The organism is Streptomyces sp. NBC_01017 (genome assembly GCF_045162795.1).
In the GTDB taxonomy this organism is placed as follows: domain Bacteria; phylum Actinomycetota; class Actinomycetes; order Streptomycetales; family Streptomycetaceae; genus Streptomyces; species Streptomyces machairae.
Map to the genome: position 1 here is coordinate 5,498,653 of NZ_CP108683.1, position 15,586 is coordinate 5,514,238.

A 15,586-nucleotide genomic window follows, 5' to 3' on the forward strand; every position below is an offset into this window, starting at 1 on the left:
CGCGGTGAACAGAGTTCTGCCCAGGACTATCCGCTGAGTTATCCACAGCCTTGCAGCAATTTCCACAAGCTGACTGGGGAAAAGACGACGATCTGTGGATAACCCATCGGGGGTTGACGCCGGTATGACAGCCACACCGGTCACCCGAAGGGTTCTCGAACGCACGTACGCCCCCTGTCTGACCTGCGGATACGTAGGGATTAGACAGGGGGCGAAGCTGTTCCCACACCGTGCGCACAAGATCCACCACACGCTGTGGACAACAGCGCCGCTCACGTGGATAACGGCGTGGCTCAGGTGAGCTGGAGCGTTCTCAGCACGGTCATCAGCACCACCGCGGCCAGGACAAGCGCACACGTGCCGTACTGCACCAGGGACCGGCGCTCGCGTGGGGCGTGGACCATGGCGTAGCCGATGATGACGCCGGCGACGAGGCCGCCGATGTGGGCCTGCCAGGCGATGTTGCTCCACCCGAAGGTGAAGATCAGGTTGATCACCAGCAGGGCGATGATCGGCCGCATGTCGTACTGGAGTCGCCGCATCAGGATGGCGGTGGCGCCGAAGAGGCCGAAGATGGCGCCGGACGCACCGAGCGATGCCGTGGTCGGGCCGGCCAGCAGGTAGGTGAAGGCGCTGCCCGCGAGGCCCGAGCAGAAGTAGAGCGCGATGTAGCGGGCGCGGCCGAGGGCGGCTTCCAGGGGGCCGCCCAGCCACCACAGGCTCAGCATGTTGAAGGCGAAGTGCCAGATGGCCTCATGCGTGAACATCGAGGTCACCAGGCGGTACCACTGGCCTTCGGCGACGCCCTCGGTGGGGTTGAAGGGGGCGGGGGGCCAGGCGCCGATGAGGACGAGGTCGTTCAGGAGCGCGGTGCTGGTCTGTACGGCGATGAAGACCGCGAGGTTGATCCCGATGAGGATCTTGGTGAGCAGGCGCGGGTCGGCGGCGATGGTGCCGCCCGTGATGGTGCGGGGCCGGGCGGCGTCGGGGGCGTGTCCGGTGCCGGAGCCGTCGCGGACGCAGTCGGGGCACTGGAAGCCGACGGAGGCGCTGACCATGCATTCGGGGCAGATGGGGCGCTCGCAGCGGGTGCAGCGAATGCCGGTCTCGCGGTCCGGGTGGCGGTAGCAGACGGGCAGGCTCTGCGCGTCCTGCGGGCTGCCTGCCGGCTGGTCCATGAGGGTCCCCTAGGTCGTCGTACGCGATGCACGTCCTCATACATCGCCCCGCTCATCCTTACGGACGAGCGGGGCGATTGGTTCCCTGCGGGAGGTGTCGGACCCGGCCTCAGCGGGTCTCGACGACGACCGACTCGATGACGACGTCGTTGAGCGGGCGGTCGGTGCGGGGGTTGGTCTGGACGCTCGCGATGGCGTCGATGACCTTCTGGCTGGCCGGGTCGACGACCTCGCCGAAGATGGTGTGCTTGCGGTTCAGCCAGGTCGTCGGGGAGACGGTGACGAAGAACTGCGAGCCGTTGGTGCCCGGTCCGGCGTTGGCCATGGCCAGCAGGTACGGCCTGTCGAAGGAGAGGTCCGGGTGGAACTCGTCCTGGAACTGGTAGCCGGGGCCGCCCAGGCCGTTACCCAGGGGGTCACCGCCCTGGATCATGAAGCCGCTGATGACCCGGTGGAAGACCGTTCCGTCGTAGAGCTTGGCCGTGGACTTCTCACCGGTGGTGGGGTTCGTCCACTCACGCTCGCCCTTGGCGAGTTCGACGAAGTTCTTGACCGTGATCGGCACGTGGTTCGGGAGGAGTCGGACCTCGATGTCGCCTTGGTTGGTCTTCAGGGTGGCGTAGAGCTGCTCGGCCACGATCTGCCTTCCGTTGTCCTCTTGTGACCCCACGATCCTCGCACGAACGGCGACATCCGTCCCCGGCGCTCGTTCACCGGTACGCAACCGGGCGGATTGCTTGCAGAAAACCCTACGAGTCGGTCCGTGGCGGGGGCGCGACGCGGAGAACCGTGGCATTGTCGACGACAAGCCACCGTTGCCCCGCATTGGTCCGTTATTGCACTTGATCAAGCTTATGGGCACCCATATGCCCGCCCTCACATGCCGGGCAGCGTTCTGACAGGCATGATCCGTAAAAGGGTGGAAAGTCGAATTACCGTACGCCACCGAGGAGGAGGAACCCGTGACCCGCATCGACAGCGTGCGCGCCGCGACCGGCTCGGCGAAGGACAGCGTGCTGCACGCCGCGGAAGTGGTGGCGCCCTACGCCGACACCGCCAAGGACAGGGCCACGCACTACGCACACGAGGCACGCGTACGGCTCGCGCCGAAGGTGACGCAGGCCACCGAGCAGGCCCGCGCCCAGGCCCGCCTGCAGTACGGCGTGCATGTCGCGCCGCGCTTGGAGCAGGCACTGGCCCATGTGCCGCCGGGCGTCGACAACGCCGCGCATGAAGCCGCCGTCCGTACCCGCAAGGCTGCCCGTCAGGCCGCCGACTACTCCCGTCCGAGGCTTGAGCAGGCAGTGGCCGCGGCCGGGCCCGTCAGGGACGAGGCCACCGCGCGCGGTGTGGCCGCTGTGGCCGCGCTCCGTGGTCAGGTCTCGCCGAAGGAGATCGAGAAGCTCGTCCGTAGGCATGAGCGGCGCGCCAGGGCCGGCCGTGCCGTGAAGGTGCTGGCGGTGCTCGGCGCCCTCGCGGGCGGAGCGTTCGCCGCGTGGAAGTGGTGGGACAAGCAGGCCAACCCGGACTGGCTGGTCGAGCCTCCCGCCGCGACCGAGGTCCCCGAGTCGAACCGTCTCACTTCGGTGGACGGCAGCGGTGTCCTCGATCCCGAGGTGGAGGCGAAGGAGGCCGAGGAAGAGGCCGCCCGCCGCGACGACGGCCGGTAGGGCGAGGGTCGGTGAGACGAGAACCGGTGAGGTGAAGGCCGGCTACGGCCGGGATATTGAACTGCGCCGTGGGGCGGGAGACTTGAGGGTCTCCCGCCCCACGGCGATGTTTCACGTGAAACGCCGGTCACGTCCGCCGGCGCGACGGCAGGGGGGCGAGCCTGCGGCCACGCCGCCCGGTGTCCTGCGCCACCGGGTCCGGCGTGGCCAGGGCGCGTATTCGGTCGGTGAAGTCGGGGTCCGGCAGCGGAAGGTCCAGATCGTCGTCGACGTAGGCAACGGCGGCGGGGATGTAGTGCAGGACGGCGTTGACGGGGTCGGGGACGGGTGAGCAGTCGGGTTTGAGGGCGCGCAGGACGCGCAGGGTAGTGCTGATCTCGTCCTCGGGTTCCGGGCCCAGGTCCTCGATGCGGATGGCGGCGTCCACACCGACGGTGGCCTCGCCGTGCGGGTCGTCCGTCTCGGGCCGGAGGCTGCGGGCGTACCGCGCGTGCTGCGTCTGCCACCAGTCGGCGACGCCGGGTTCGCCCAGGGCGCGGTGGTGCAGGTAGAGGCAGTAGCTCGCAGCGGAGTCGCCGGCGCCCGCGGCGTACTGCCACCAGAAGCGTGCCGACTCCTCCCGCGCACAGAGCTGAAGCATGCAGCCAAGGACACGGGCTCCCGGGGGTTGGGGAAGCGCTCGGGCGAGGAATTCCTCGAGATCAGCGAGAGCGTCGGTGTGGGTGATGACCGTCTCGCAGAGGGTCTGAAGATCGTCGGCGGCGGAGCGCTCGTCGGCCGGTGGAGCCTGGCTCTGCGCGATCGGCGGGACCTGGCCGGCGGCGCCGTCTGCCGGGTTCGGGTCGGTTGGGTGCAGGAAGGAGGCGCCGCGCGCGGACAGGCGTACGGCAGCCGCCTCTATGGCCGCCTGGGCGTAGGGCGGCCGGAGAAGGCGGGCCCGGCCGAGCAGCTCGTCAAGGGGCGATGTCACCGGCATTCCCTTCGTCGGCTTGCCCTTCGTCGGCTTGCCCTTCGTCGGCATGCCCTTCGTCGGCATGCCCTTCGTCGGCATGCCCTTCGTCGGCTTGCCCTTCCGCGCCCGTACAGGGCTCGGCATCCGTACGGGATTCCGCGAGGCTCTTCTTCACGCCATACGCGTGCTGGAGGCGCCGTTTGGCGTGGCGGACCGTGGAGCGCACGCCAGCCGGGGTGATACCGAGGGCGGCGGCTATCTCGACCGCGCTGTAGCCGAGCCCGAAGTGCAGGAGGACCACGTCCATCTGACGCGGCGGCAGCTGGCCGATCTCCGCGTAGAGGTTGAGGCTTTCCTCGAGTTGGCTGATGGGGTCCACGGCCCGGTTCAACGCCACGGTCTCGAAAGCCTCGCCGATGAGTGCCGGGCGGCGGTCGCGGGTGCGGGAGTGGTCGATGGTGCTGTTCTTGAGCACCCGCCAGGCGTACGCGGCGGGGTTCTCCTTGGAGAGCACGGTGCTCCACGCCTTCAGCAGCTGCTCGAAGGCGGCGTCGACCGCTTCCTCGGCGTCGTGCCAGTTACCCAGCCTGGACTTGGCCCAGCTGACGTACAGCGGCCGGTACATCTGGTGGAAGGCCTCGAAGTCCAGCGGCAGTTTCTTCATGCGCGGGGCGCGAGGGGCTTGGCTCGGCAGGTCCTGACTCACGACGCCTGCCCCTCGTGGTGTGGGTCCTTGGCGCCCTTGGGGAGGTCGCGCCTCATCTCGCTGATGCCCGCCCGTACTCCGGCCGCGGCCAGCCGACGCAACAGAACGACCGCGTCACGGCCGAACACCCGTAGGGCGAGCGCCGCCAGGATCACCTCACCGGCAATGTCCATCGTCACTGTGCTGTTGTGCCTTCCTGATGCAAGGCGAGGCCGCTCAGCACCCCCGGTGGGCCTCGGGACGGCGCGTGTTTACGCCCTCCGCCCACGATGACGTTTGCAACGGCCCGTGTGTGCAAGTCCCGCACAGATTTTCTTAACGGAGCGCATCCTTCTGATTACGCCACCACGTTTACGCCAGCTCACACGCGGCCTCCTCGCCCGAGGCCGCCACCCTTGCGCCACGTCCGCCACCTGCGCACCGACCTCACGGACTCCACTGATCCGACACGTTTGCGCAAACATCTGCAACGGCCCCACAGCCCGTCACGTGACACACGTCACTCAGGGATTCGCACCCGTAGGAGGTCGCAGGGCATACAAAAACCGGCCAGAGGCGACGAGGCATCTGACCGGTCCGGAGGGTGGAGCCTAGGGGAGTCGAACCCCTGACATCTGCCATGCAAAGACAGCGCTCTACCAACTGAGCTAAGGCCCCGGAAGGGGAGCAACCAACCGGAAGAACCACGTACCGGCGGGCGCCGCAGACCAGAGTACCGGGTCGCCCCCCGTATCTCGCAAAAAGATTGGGGGTCCCGATGAACGACCACTCTCCGTAAGATGCTCGGCGTGGTTCGCGACAGCGAACCGCGGTTTTGGGGAAGCGATGGGGAGACGCAATGGACGCCGCACAGCAGGAAGCCACCGCAAGAGCGCGGGATCTGCAGCGGAACTGGTACGGGGAGCCGCTGGGGACGCTCTTCCGTAAGCTCATCGACGATCTTGGTCTCAACCAGGCTCGTCTTGCGGGGGTACTGGGACTGTCCGCACCGATGCTGTCGCAGCTGATGAGCGGCCAGCGGGCGAAGATCGGCAATCCCGCAGTGGTCCAGCGGGTGCAGCTGCTGCAGGACCTGGCGGGGCAGGTCGCGGACGGCAGCGTGAGCGCGGCGGAGGCCACCGAGCGCATGGAAGAGATCAAGAAGTCGCAGGGGGGTTCGGTGCTGAGCAACACGACGCAGACCACGAGCAGTTCGGGCGCGCCCACGGTCAAGCGGGTGGTCCGTGAGATCCAGTCTCTGCTGCGCTCGGTGGCGGCCGCCGGAGACATCATCGACGCCGCCGACACCCTCGCCCCCACCCACCCGGAACTGGCAGAGTTCCTCCGGGTGTACGGCGCCGGCCGCACGTCCGACGCGGTCACGCACTACCAGTCCCACCAGAACTGACCCCGAGGCCCGGTCGCCGAAGGGGGTTCGGCGACCGGGCCGACGGTCCACGTCCTGAGCGGGCACGAGGGCACGGCGGGAGTGTCCCTCGCCGTGGCTGGGCGAGAAGGGGAGTCAGCGAGGGGGAGTCGTATCGCTCGTCGAGGGGGAAGCAAGGGGGGTAGTCGAAGGGGGAGGAGCGACGCACAGCCATGGGTGAGGTCTTCGCCGGCCGGTACGAACTGGTCGACCCGATCGGACGCGGAGGCGTCGGCGCCGTCTGGCGTGCCTGGGACCACCGCCGCCGCCGGTATGTGGCCGCCAAGGTGCTGCAGCAGAGCGACGCGCACTCGCTGCTGCGGTTCGTCCGCGAACAGGCCCTCCGGATCGATCACCCCCATGTGCTCGCGCCGGCCAGCTGGGCCGCCGACGACGACAAGGTCCTGTTCACCATGGACCTGGTGGCCGGCGGTTCGCTGGTCCATCTCATCGGGGACTACGGCCCCTTGCCGCCCCCCTTCGTCTGCACACTCCTGGACCAGCTCCTCGCGGGGCTGGCCGCGGTGCATGCTGAGGGCGTCGTCCACCGCGACATCAAGCCCGCCAACCTGCTTCTCGAAGCAACCGGCACCGCCCGCCCGCGCCTGCGTCTGTCCGACTTCGGTATCGCCATGCGCCTCGGTGAGCCACGCCTGACGGAGACCAACCTCGTGGTGGGAACGCCCGGTTATCTCGCGCCCGAGCAACTCATGGGATCGGAACCGGACTTCCCCGCCGACCTGTTCGCCGTAGGACTGGTCGCCCTGTACCTGCTTGAGGGCGCCAAGCCTGACGTCAAGGCGCTCGTCCAGTACTTCACCGCGCACGGAACTCCCGGTGCGCCCAAGGGCATTCCCGAACCGCTGTGGCAGGTCGTGGCCTCGCTGCTGCAGCCGGATCCGCACGCGCGGTTCCGCACGGCAACAGGGGCGCGCAAGGCCCTCGCCTCGGCCGCCGAACTCCTGCCGGAGCCCGGCCCCGACGACGAGCTCATCGAGATCTTCGACCAAATCGGGCCGCTGCCACCGGGGTTCGGGCCGGACGGGCCGTTCAAACGGGCACCTGGCGTCGAGGAGAGCACGGGGAGCTCACGCCAGGTCGGCGCGGACGCGACCCCGGGTTCTGCAGGGACCGCGAACACCGGCTCCGTGTCCACGCCTTCCGGCACCGGGTCGGTGGCGAGCGGCACCGGATACGCGGCCAACGGCACCGGCGCCGGCTCGGGCACCGCCCGGAGCGATCCGCGCCAGGGCGTGGTGGGACCGACACCCGGTTCGGCTCCGGCTTCGGCTTCCGCCTCGACTTCTGATTCTGCTTCTGCTTCGGACGTCACACCGTCCCAGGCCCCGCCCGCACCGCACGCCGCCCCCCAGCCGGGCCTCCAGTCGTCGGCCGCCCTCCCGGGCGCCCAGCAGCCGTACGCCCCCTCGCAGCCGAGCAACTGGAGCGACGGGAACGACGGGCACGACGGAGAAAGGGACAGGCAGGACGGGCGCCTCACCATGTCGGACACCGGCAGCTTCCACCTGCCACCCCCTCAGACCACGTCCTCCTCCCTCCGGACTCACACGCCCCCGCCACAGCCGCACCCGGCACAGGGCCACGGTCAGGAACAGGGCCGGAGCCAGGATCAGAGCCAGGACCAGGAGGAGTCCGGCCAGGCCCGCGGCCGGAGAGAGAGCGGCCAGGCACCCCACGGCGCGCAGCATCACGCGCCCCGCGTCTCCCCCTACGACACCACCCATGTCCTGTCCTCCCCCCACACGCACACACCGCAGTACCCGTCTCAGCCCCCGACGCCGGTGCAGCCCCAACGCGTCGATGCCTCTACTGCTTCGTACACCGCTCAGAGCCCGCAGGTTCCACCTTCGGCGCCACCAGTTCCGCAGCCGCACCGTCGCGGCGGCCACCGCGCCAGCCGCCGTGCAGCCCACGGCATCACGCGTCGCCCCGGCCCGCCTGCCAAGGTGGCGATCCCGCTCCTGCTGCTGGCGCTGGCCTGTTACGCCGTGGGTTTCTGGGCGCTGACGCGCGTCTGAGGCGGCTGAGGCGGCTGAGGCGGCTGAGGCGGCTGAGGCGGCTGAGGCGGCTGAGGCTAAGGCGGCTGAGACACCGAAGGACACCGACCGGCCCCCGGCCCCGCTGGGCTTCACCCGCCCTGGGCCCAACCAGTGGGCAGCGAACCCACAAGCCCGCCCCTCACCCGTCCGACGGGTCCCATCCCGCCCTACAGAGCCCCAACCCTCCGCCGAGCCACCACCATCCACACCCCCAGCACCACCAGCACCACAGTCCCCGCCCCGATCCCGCTCACCGCGAGCACGGCCATCGCAGCATCACCGTCGCCCGCGGCCCCGCTTTCCGCAGCGGCCTCCGGATCGCCTGCCCCGACCTGAAAGAGACCGGGCGGCTCGGACTCCCCCGCATAGCCGGGACCTGACTCCGCCGAACCCCCCACCCGCACCCGCAGCGTCAGCGGGAGCGGCCCGTCGCCGTACTTCTCGGCCACCTCGGCCGCGAGGTGCACCACGAGGTAGTAGGAGCCGGCGAACCGCATGCCGTTGAGCCGCTTGGGCACGGCGTACCGGTTCTCGTACGCGACCGGCGGCAGGGGATCGATCTCGGCGGCCTTCTGACTGCCGTCGTAGTTGGTGTTCGTGTCGTCGACGAGGCCGCGTGCCGGGTTGTAGAGCGAGAGGTTGAGGGCACCGACCGCGGTGCCGCCGCCGCCGGCCGAGCTGCCCAGTTCGGCGGTGGCGTACAGCTGGCGTCCCCAGGTCAGCGGCACCTTGTAGAAGAACGTCCGGCCGGGCTCGATGCCGGCGCTCCAGACGCCCTCACCGACGGACACCGCCGAGGCGAAGCCGGAGCCGCCCTCGCGGCGCACGCCCTCGCCGGTGAGCGGGGCGGGTGAGGCCGAATCCCACGCCTCAGGGGCACTCGTCGCGCCGGTCTGCTCCAGGGACGGCTCGGAGGCGGCGAAGAGCTCCAGGTCCCAGGGATCCGGCGCGGAACTCGCCGTACCGACGCGCTCGACGACCACGTAGTAGGTGCCCGCGGTCTCGCAACGAGGACTGTTGGCGGAGATCTCACGTGCCGCCCACGCCGCGATGGGCCGTGGGCTGTGGACGGTGCCGAAGCGCTCGGAGTCGAAGGAGCAGGAGCCGCCGTCGGCGTCCTGCACGGAGACCCTGATGCCGTCGTTCGCGGAGACGGTGCTGCCAGCGGCGGGGATCGCGGTCGCGGAGACGTATGTGTCAGAGGTGGCGTCGAGGTCGAGGCGGTAGTAGAGCTTCCCGTCGCTCGGCAGGGAGCTCTTGTACGTCGCTCCGGGTGTGAAGCGTGCGGCATCCGCAGTGCCTGTCGCGCCCGCGACGGACCGGGCGTCCGGCGCGAAGGCGTACGGGCTGGGCGTGCCGGCCGCGAGCGCGGCCCCGCCCGGCAATGCGGTGGTCGTACACAGCAGCAGTGCCCCTACGACGGTCACACGCGCGCGTGCCGACGAGTGATCGCGCCACGTGTTCGCAACGCGCCGCACCCTTGCGCCCCGCCGCACCCCCGCGCGGCGCCACCACGCCGTACGCCGCCGCCTCATCACGCGCCACCCCTCGCCGCCGCCGGACCCCGGACTCGCCCATCCTGCCCAGCCCGGCCGCTCGGCACCCCCGCAATCCGTACGGCTGTCCGAAACGCCCGGCTCTAAGGCCTCCCGGCCACTCCCGCAACCCGAGCACACAAAACCCCGACCGCAAGGGCGGCCGGGGTCTGTTCAGATTCCGAAGTGGTGACTCACGAACCCGTGGGCACGGAGTCAGTCGCCTCCGTCCACAGATCCTGCTCGGCGCGATCCGCCTGGATCTGGCGGTACACGAGGAGCCCGCCGATGGCGGCCAGTGCGACCAGGAGAAGCTTCTTCACCGCGCGACCTCGTCTTTCCTTGACGTAGGGGACCTCTGGCGCCCGACTATACACACCGACCGATACCGATCGGTGACCTGCGTCGGGGCTCAACTTCCCTCCGAAACAGCGCAGTAGAAGCGGATGACGTCGCTCCGATCGGAGGGTGATCACACCCCGACAGACGGTGACTTCGCTCCCGTTCCTCCGATTTTCGGCACTCTTCTCCCCTCTTGCGCCCATTCGAGTGGTGTTCATCTGAAGATCGACGCGTCATGGGCGTCGGTCCATGACTTCTCGGTCCCCATACACATCATGAGGAAAGTACGCAAATCGCCCAACCCGAAAGTGAGGGGCCATGACCAGGAACAAGGTCATGAACCTGTGGACCGCCATCGTCACCGCCTTCCTGGCGCTCTGCACAGCGCTCGGATTCGTCACGTCGACCGCCGCCGCGGCGGTTCCGCACACCGAGACGTCACGCAAGAGCGGCAGCGACGACAGTGACCGCAGCGCGGAGCTGACAGTGCCTGCGATGCCAAACTGGGCCTGGTCCTACGCCAGAGCGCTGCCCCCCACGATGAAGCAGCGCATCCGAGCCGAGGCTCACGGCAAGACCCCCAGCTGCCGGCACCGACCGCTCACGGAAACGGAAGCGGAAGCGGCGAGCCCACCCTCGGCCCCCCGGGAGTGCGTCCACGCGGGCTCCCCGGCACAACCCCTCGTGCCACACCAGCGTTGAACCGACGGCCCACCCCGAGCTGTCACCCCCTGCCCCAATTTGCACCATCGCGTAACCGCCACGGCGTGCTCACCCCTCATCGACGATGTGCCGGAGATAGGCCCATGGATCGTTGAGATAGCGCCGCCAGTGGTCGACGAGCTCCAGATCCCGCCAGCCGGCGGGACGCATTCCGTGGTCACCCACCTCGATGATCTCGGCGCCAGGCAGCGCCGTCAGCACAGGTGAGTGCGTCGCGCAGATGATCTGTGCGCCGGAACGCCCCAGTTCATGCAGCAGACCCACGAGTTGAAGACAAGAAGCGAAGGACAGCGCAGCCTCGGGCTCGTCCATGACGTACAGCCCCGGCTCCTGAAACCGCTCGCTGAAGGCCATCAGAAAGCCCTCGCCGTGGCTCATCTCGTCCGCGGCCCCGGACAGCCTTCCCGTCTTCTGCTCCCGGTCCAGCGCGTCCAGCGCCGTCTCCGCCCGCAGGAAAAAACCTCTGCGGCGCGTACGAGGCCCCTGGAGCATGCGCCGACCGGCAGGCGTCGCCTCGAACCGTATCCGGCTGCCCAGCGCCGACGGCTCACGCCAGCTCGCGTACTTGTATCCCGCGGACCCGCCCCAGGAGTCCAGGCCGAAGCCCTCCGCCAGCGCCTCGACGAGGGTCGACTTGCCCGAGCCGTTCTCCCCCACCAGGAACGTGACCGGCGCGGTGAACTTCAGGCCGTCATCGAGCAGCTGCCGCACGCACGGCACCGACCAGGGCCACTGGCTGCCTTCCCCCAGCTCGCCCTCGGCAACATGCGCGTATGCCCGTTCGACGATCATGCAGCCAGGCTCTCATCCAGCACTGACAATCGGGCGGGCGACAGCGAGCGGGAAGCGGTCGGCATGCTCGCCGACCTTCTGGAAGATCCGCTCATCGGCTGATGTCCGTCAGCCCTGTCGGCGCTCTGCAGGGCCTCGTCGGGGAGCCTGGGCTCTTCCCCGCCTCGCTATAGTCATACAGTTGTTCGGATCTTGTGGGAGGGGACCCAATGAAGCGTGCAGGCAAGAGCATCGGCCTCGCAGCCGCGGCCGTAGGTGTCGCATTGTTCGCGGCGAGCCCGGCGTCAGCGATGGGCATGTGGGAGAAGGTCAGCACAAACTCGACCTGGAAGTGTGGGGCGACCAAGCAGCACACCGCAGTACCGGGGGTTGGCTTCCAGGCGTGCATGGTCTTCGGCACGCTGAATGAGAGCGACGAGGCCAAGAGCGTGCTCGTGGTGACAAACAACAGCTCCAAGGCCATCTCGCTTGAGGGCTCGATCACTCAGACCTGGAACGGGCAGACCATCGACTGCCAAGCCTCGGTACTCCAACCGGGCTTCACCCGCGGCTGCTACAACCACCAGGTGCAGATTAAGTGCGGCAGGAACACTGCGTACGGCGACCTGCGGGTCAACGGCGTTTGGAACCGGACAGCCTCGAAGCACCATGACTGGAACCCGGATCCGATCTGGTGTCCATGACAGGCAGGCACTCGTAGCAGCCCGCTTGGCCCTCGCCACCACAACGGCAGGGGGCCAAGAGCACGTGACTGCGAGCTGGGATCGGCCGAGAGCTGACCTGCATCCCCGGACCAACGCGAGGCTGCGGGTCCGCTCGCCGATTCACTGGAAGATCCACTGATCGGCTGATGTCAGCCGTAGATGTCAAAGACCCCCAGCCGATATCGGCTGGGGGTCTCTTCGCATGTGGGGCTAACAGGATTTGAACCTGTGGCCTCATCCTTATCAGGAAACAGCTCTCTCCGGATGATCTCCGCAGGTCACCTGACCTGCGGTGCTTATCCACATCTACGCCCGTCTACCTTGTGGATAACCGCCCGACCCCTGTGGAACGTACCTGTCTCCCGGGGTAGATCCGGGGTACTCCCGGGTGGCTCACGCTGCCGACACCACCCGCAGCCGGCGCTTCGGTGCCTGGGCAACCGCGCCCGGCTTGCCCTCCTCCAGCGCCGCCAGGACCTGGCCCGCGTAGTCCGCTGCCGCGTGCGTGTAGATCCACGTCACCTCGCCCGCGCGCTCGTGCCCGAGGATCTCCTGCGTGATCACCTCTGGCACACCGCGGTCGTGCAGCCGGGACGCGTACGCATGTCGGACGTCGTGGAAGTCTGGCCACCAGTCGGTCCGTTCCAGCTCGACCGTCCGGGTCCGGCCCGTCTGCTCGTCGACCCGCTGCGCCTTGACCGTCTTCACGGTGGTGCGGACGACGCCGGCCTTGGTGATGGCGTCGATCCAGAGCCGTCGGAACGCCGACCGACGCAGCGGTGCCCGGTACGGCTCGCCCGCACCGCCGTTCACCTTCGAGCCGCGGCGCACCTTGTTTCGGCCGTGGAAGACCAGCTCGTCCTCGCACAGTCCGTCCTTCAGCTCGGACACAGCCCGGCTGGGGGTGCCCTCCTCGCTCTCCTCGGCCCACACCTCGCGCAGCACCCTGGCGGCCAGACCCGTCATGGGCACCGTGCGCAGACCAGCGTCGCTCTTCGGGTAGGCCTTCCGCTTGATCTTGCCGCGTGGCTCGACCAGGACCTCACGCACGTGGATGCGGCGGCCCTCGAAGTCGACGTTGCTCCAGCGCAGTCCGGCCAGCTCCTGGAAGCGCAGGCCTGTCTCCTGGGCGACGATCAGCAGGTTGTGGAAGTGCTCGGGCAGCTTCTGCCGGATCAGCCACAGCTGAGCGTAGGAGGGCGGCCGGCGGTCCTCCGGGTGCTTCTTCTTGATCGTCGGGAGCTTCACGCCCTCCGCCGGGTTGAAGGGGAGACGGCGATCGCGCTTCGCGTCCTCCATCATCCGGTCCAGGACCTGGAAACACTTCGTGACCGAACTGGCGGCCAGGGGCCCGCCGTTCTCGTCGTGCAGCGCGTTCACCCAGAGTTGGATCTCTCGCCACGCCAGCTCGAAGAGCCGGACGCTGCCGAAGGTGGGCTCGATGTGGTTCCGCCACATGCCCTCGTCGCGCAGTTGGGACTGGGACCAGTCCTCGATGCGGGTGCAGCCCTTTGTCTGGGTCGGCCACCACAGCTTCCACCAGGCGGCGAGGGTGATCTCCCCGCGGGCCGGGTCGATCCATGTCCGTTGCCGCATTTCGGTGCGGGTCTGCTCCAGGAACTCGACGGCGGCCGTGAAGGTCGGCTTCGTCTTGCTGCGTTCCTTTCCGGAGGGGTCGGTGTAGCGCGCTTCCCAGCTGCCGGTGTGCTCGTCGGTGGGTGGCCGTTCGCCTGGGAACTTCCTCAGGCAGGGCGGGCAGCCGCAGCGCATGGACGGGTTGGGGCGTGGGTTGTTGGTGGCCCGGGCGGGGGCCTTCTTGCGCACCATCGGGCGTGCTCCTGATCAGAGAATCGAGGCGCCGACGGGCACAGCGGTGACTGTGAGCTCGCGCGGGAGCTCAACGCGTGTACCGCAGAAGCAGAAGAGGCCGGCGCCGGGAAGGTCCGGTGCGCCGAGGTCAACCGCGAGGATCGCGTGTAGTTCTCTGATCAGGTCGTGGGGGTGGGTGCCCCTCTTGGCGAGGATGGTGACCTCGTCTGGGTCCCAGTGGGCGATCGTCGGGAGATCGTCGACCATGGCGATGCGGATGCACACAGGTGTCCCCCAAGATGTGCGTGCGGGCACGGAATGTTCCGCTCCGGGAGGACAGCGGGTGACTGATCGTACCTGTGTGTGAGGGCCTTATGTAGACCGATAGGGAGATCAATCAACGGTTTGTTTTAGCGGCGAACCAACCCTCCCTAGAGGTCATCATTTCGGACAAAATGGGTCACTTAAAACAGACTCTCCCTGTTAAGGCAACCCTTACCAACTGCTATGAAACGCGACTCACTTGGACAGCGGCCGCAGCATCCCTGAGCATCGCGTCGGCGAACTTGATCAGGTCGCGCTGCTTGCTCTCCGGCAGCTGCCGATACAAAGCCAGCAGTCGGCCCTCGCGCTCCTCGTCAGCCCGCCCGGGCACCGGTCTCCCGGCCGCCTCGAACATCTCCTTGGGCGTGACTCCGACTCCCCAGTGACGGAAGGCGTCCACGAGGGCTCGCAGCGTCTCCGGGGCCACGCGGGAGGTCCCTCGTGTCCTGTTCATCCAGGCGTTGAGGGTCGGGTAGGAGATACCTGCCGCGCCGGCCAGGTCCTTCTGTGTCCTGTCGGGCGCCTGCGCGAGTAGGCGCTCCAGTAGTGCCGCCAGGTCCTCGCCGCGGTGGGCTCGGTCCTCGGCGGTGTGGGGCTCGCCGGGGTCGTTCTGGGGGCTCGTCACGCTCTGAGGATCGTGCATCGGCATCTACATACGCAAGTAGATCGCAGATCCATGACCCGTTCTTAACGGTGCTCCGGCGCAACTACACCGCCCCTGTGCGCCCCTCTGTCGCGTAGCAACACCCCTGTGGGTATCCCTTGACTCGATATGCGTCTACACGTAGATTGTAGATACCGCAGGTCAGAGGGACCCGCGGACCCCTGATTCGGCCATGCGCCGGAGGTTTCACCATGCGACGACTGGACAAAGGTGCCCCGCTGCGGGCCGCCATGAAGGCGGCCGGGCTGGACATCCCGCGCCTCGCCGCCAAGACGAAGGACGTGGATCCCACAGGCGAGGGCCTCTCGCGGGCGATGGTCGGCTTCATCGTCGGTAGCGGCAAGACGGCCCGGGAAGAGTGCAGCGACCGAGCCGCCGAGCTCATCGCTGCAGCACTCAACCGGGAGCTCGACGCGCTCTTCGCGGCGACCGTTTTCACGCTCACGGAATCTACATCTACACGTAGATCGAAGACCGAAGGTCAGCGGAAGCAGGAACTGCCCGAGCAGCTGATGGACCAGAAGGAGCTGGCTCGATTCCTGCGGAAGTCCCTGAGCTGGATCGACAAGCAGATCCAGGACTGGGCGCGGGACCACGAGGACGACTGGCCCGGCCTGATCTACGTCGGCCGCAGCAGGCGCTTCGACCCGCACGCCGTCCTCGCCGGCCTTCAGCGGCAGCGCACCGCTGCCTGACACACGGAAGGGCCGCCCCGGATGCGA

Annotated in this window: 17 protein-coding genes and 1 tRNA gene; 6 read left to right on the top strand and 12 right to left on the bottom strand. The window is 68.4% G+C overall.

Annotated features, from left to right (window positions below; genetic code table 11):
* Positions 1-293 precede the first annotated feature (293 nt).
* Together OG331_RS25070 and OG331_RS25075 are read right to left on the bottom strand one after the other, a co-directional pair.
* Positions 294-1,178, bottom strand: a complete 885-nt coding sequence (locus tag OG331_RS25070) for a rhomboid family intramembrane serine protease (protein WP_406199996.1) — start codon at positions 1,176-1,178, stop codon at positions 294-296.
* A gap of 109 nt (positions 1,179-1,287) precedes the next feature.
* Positions 1,288-1,815 carry a peptidylprolyl isomerase gene (locus OG331_RS25075; RefSeq protein WP_406199998.1) on the bottom strand — a complete coding sequence of 176 codons (528 nt, stop codon included), beginning with the start codon at positions 1,813-1,815 and terminating at the stop codon, positions 1,288-1,290.
* A 325-nt stretch (positions 1,816-2,140) separates the two neighbouring features.
* On the opposite strand from OG331_RS25075, the gene OG331_RS25080 reads away from it, so the two are divergent.
* Positions 2,141-2,848, top strand: a complete 708-nt coding sequence (locus OG331_RS25080; RefSeq protein WP_406200000.1) for a DUF5324 family protein — start codon at positions 2,141-2,143, stop codon at positions 2,846-2,848.
* A 127-nt stretch (positions 2,849-2,975) separates the two neighbouring features.
* On the opposite strand, the gene OG331_RS25085 is transcribed toward OG331_RS25080, so the two are convergent.
* The 4 genes from OG331_RS25085 to OG331_RS25100 all read right to left on the bottom strand — a co-directional run bounded on the left by OG331_RS25085 (position 2,976) and on the right by OG331_RS25100 (position 5,163).
* Positions 2,976-3,818, bottom strand: coding sequence for a hypothetical protein (locus OG331_RS25085; protein WP_406200002.1), 843 nt, complete (start codon positions 3,816-3,818; stop codon positions 2,976-2,978).
* Positions 3,802-4,506: an RNA polymerase sigma factor gene (locus OG331_RS25090; RefSeq protein ID WP_406200005.1), complete on the bottom strand. Its 705-nt coding sequence runs from the start codon at positions 4,504-4,506 to the stop codon at positions 3,802-3,804. The genes OG331_RS25085 and OG331_RS25090 overlap by 17 nt, the downstream gene beginning before the upstream one ends.
* Positions 4,503-4,685: a hypothetical protein gene (locus OG331_RS25095; protein WP_406210925.1), complete on the bottom strand. Its 183-nt coding sequence runs from the start codon at positions 4,683-4,685 to the stop codon at positions 4,503-4,505. Before OG331_RS25095 ends, OG331_RS25090 begins: the two co-directional genes overlap by 4 nt.
* A gap of 405 nt (positions 4,686-5,090) precedes the next feature.
* Positions 5,091-5,163 (bottom strand) — tRNA-Ala (locus OG331_RS25100).
* 181 nt (positions 5,164-5,344) lie between these two features.
* Between OG331_RS25100 and OG331_RS25105 the strand changes: the two genes are divergently transcribed.
* Together OG331_RS25105 and OG331_RS25110 are read left to right on the top strand one after the other, a co-directional pair.
* Positions 5,345-5,893: a DNA-binding protein gene (locus OG331_RS25105; protein ID WP_328880513.1), complete on the top strand. Its 549-nt coding sequence runs from the start codon at positions 5,345-5,347 to the stop codon at positions 5,891-5,893.
* A gap of 191 nt (positions 5,894-6,084) precedes the next feature.
* The gene (locus OG331_RS25110; protein ID WP_406200008.1) at positions 6,085-7,950 is read left to right on the top strand and encodes a serine/threonine-protein kinase; all 1,866 of its coding nucleotides are present in this window, start codon (positions 6,085-6,087) and stop codon (positions 7,948-7,950) included.
* A 188-nt stretch (positions 7,951-8,138) separates the two neighbouring features.
* Here OG331_RS25110 and OG331_RS25115 read toward each other — a convergent pair whose 3' ends face one another.
* Positions 8,139-9,398 (bottom strand): hypothetical protein, encoded by a 1,260-nt coding sequence (locus OG331_RS25115; RefSeq protein WP_406200011.1) that lies wholly within the window; start codon positions 9,396-9,398, stop codon positions 8,139-8,141.
* A 302-nt stretch (positions 9,399-9,700) separates the two neighbouring features.
* Positions 9,701-9,829 (bottom strand): DLW-39 family protein, encoded by a 129-nt coding sequence (locus OG331_RS25120; RefSeq protein ID WP_003999697.1) that lies wholly within the window; start codon positions 9,827-9,829, stop codon positions 9,701-9,703.
* Positions 9,830-10,166: 337 nt separating this feature from the next.
* Between OG331_RS25120 and OG331_RS25125 the strand changes: the two genes are divergently transcribed.
* Positions 10,167-10,550, top strand: a complete 384-nt coding sequence (locus tag OG331_RS25125) for a DUF6344 domain-containing protein (RefSeq protein WP_406200013.1) — start codon at positions 10,167-10,169, stop codon at positions 10,548-10,550.
* Positions 10,551-10,619: 69 nt separating this feature from the next.
* Here the strand turns inward: OG331_RS25125 and OG331_RS25130 are convergent, their stop codons facing one another.
* Positions 10,620-11,363, bottom strand: a complete 744-nt coding sequence (locus OG331_RS25130) for an AAA family ATPase (protein ID WP_406200016.1) — start codon at positions 11,361-11,363, stop codon at positions 10,620-10,622.
* 209 nt (positions 11,364-11,572) lie between these two features.
* Between OG331_RS25130 and OG331_RS25135 the strand changes: the two genes are divergently transcribed.
* Positions 11,573-12,046: a hypothetical protein gene (locus OG331_RS25135; RefSeq protein WP_406200018.1), complete on the top strand. Its 474-nt coding sequence runs from the start codon at positions 11,573-11,575 to the stop codon at positions 12,044-12,046.
* Positions 12,047-12,460: 414 nt separating this feature from the next.
* Here OG331_RS25135 and OG331_RS25140 read toward each other — a convergent pair whose 3' ends face one another.
* From OG331_RS25140 to OG331_RS25150, 3 genes are all read right to left on the bottom strand, one after another.
* A complete protein-coding gene (locus tag OG331_RS25140) occupies positions 12,461-13,894 on the bottom strand; it encodes a tyrosine-type recombinase/integrase (protein ID WP_406200020.1) in 1,434 nt (477 codons plus the stop codon).
* A gap of 15 nt (positions 13,895-13,909) precedes the next feature.
* On the bottom strand, positions 13,910-14,143 hold the full coding sequence (locus OG331_RS25145; protein WP_406200022.1) for a hypothetical protein: 234 nt from the start codon (positions 14,141-14,143) through the stop codon (positions 13,910-13,912).
* Between the two features lie 238 nt (positions 14,144-14,381).
* Entirely contained in the window at positions 14,382-14,825 is a 444-nt protein-coding gene (locus OG331_RS25150; protein ID WP_406200024.1) for a helix-turn-helix domain-containing protein, read from the bottom strand.
* Between the two features lie 230 nt (positions 14,826-15,055).
* On the opposite strand from OG331_RS25150, the gene OG331_RS25155 reads away from it, so the two are divergent.
* Entirely contained in the window at positions 15,056-15,559 is a 504-nt protein-coding gene (locus OG331_RS25155) for a hypothetical protein (RefSeq protein WP_406200026.1), read from the top strand.
* Positions 15,560-15,586: the final 27 nt, after the last annotated feature.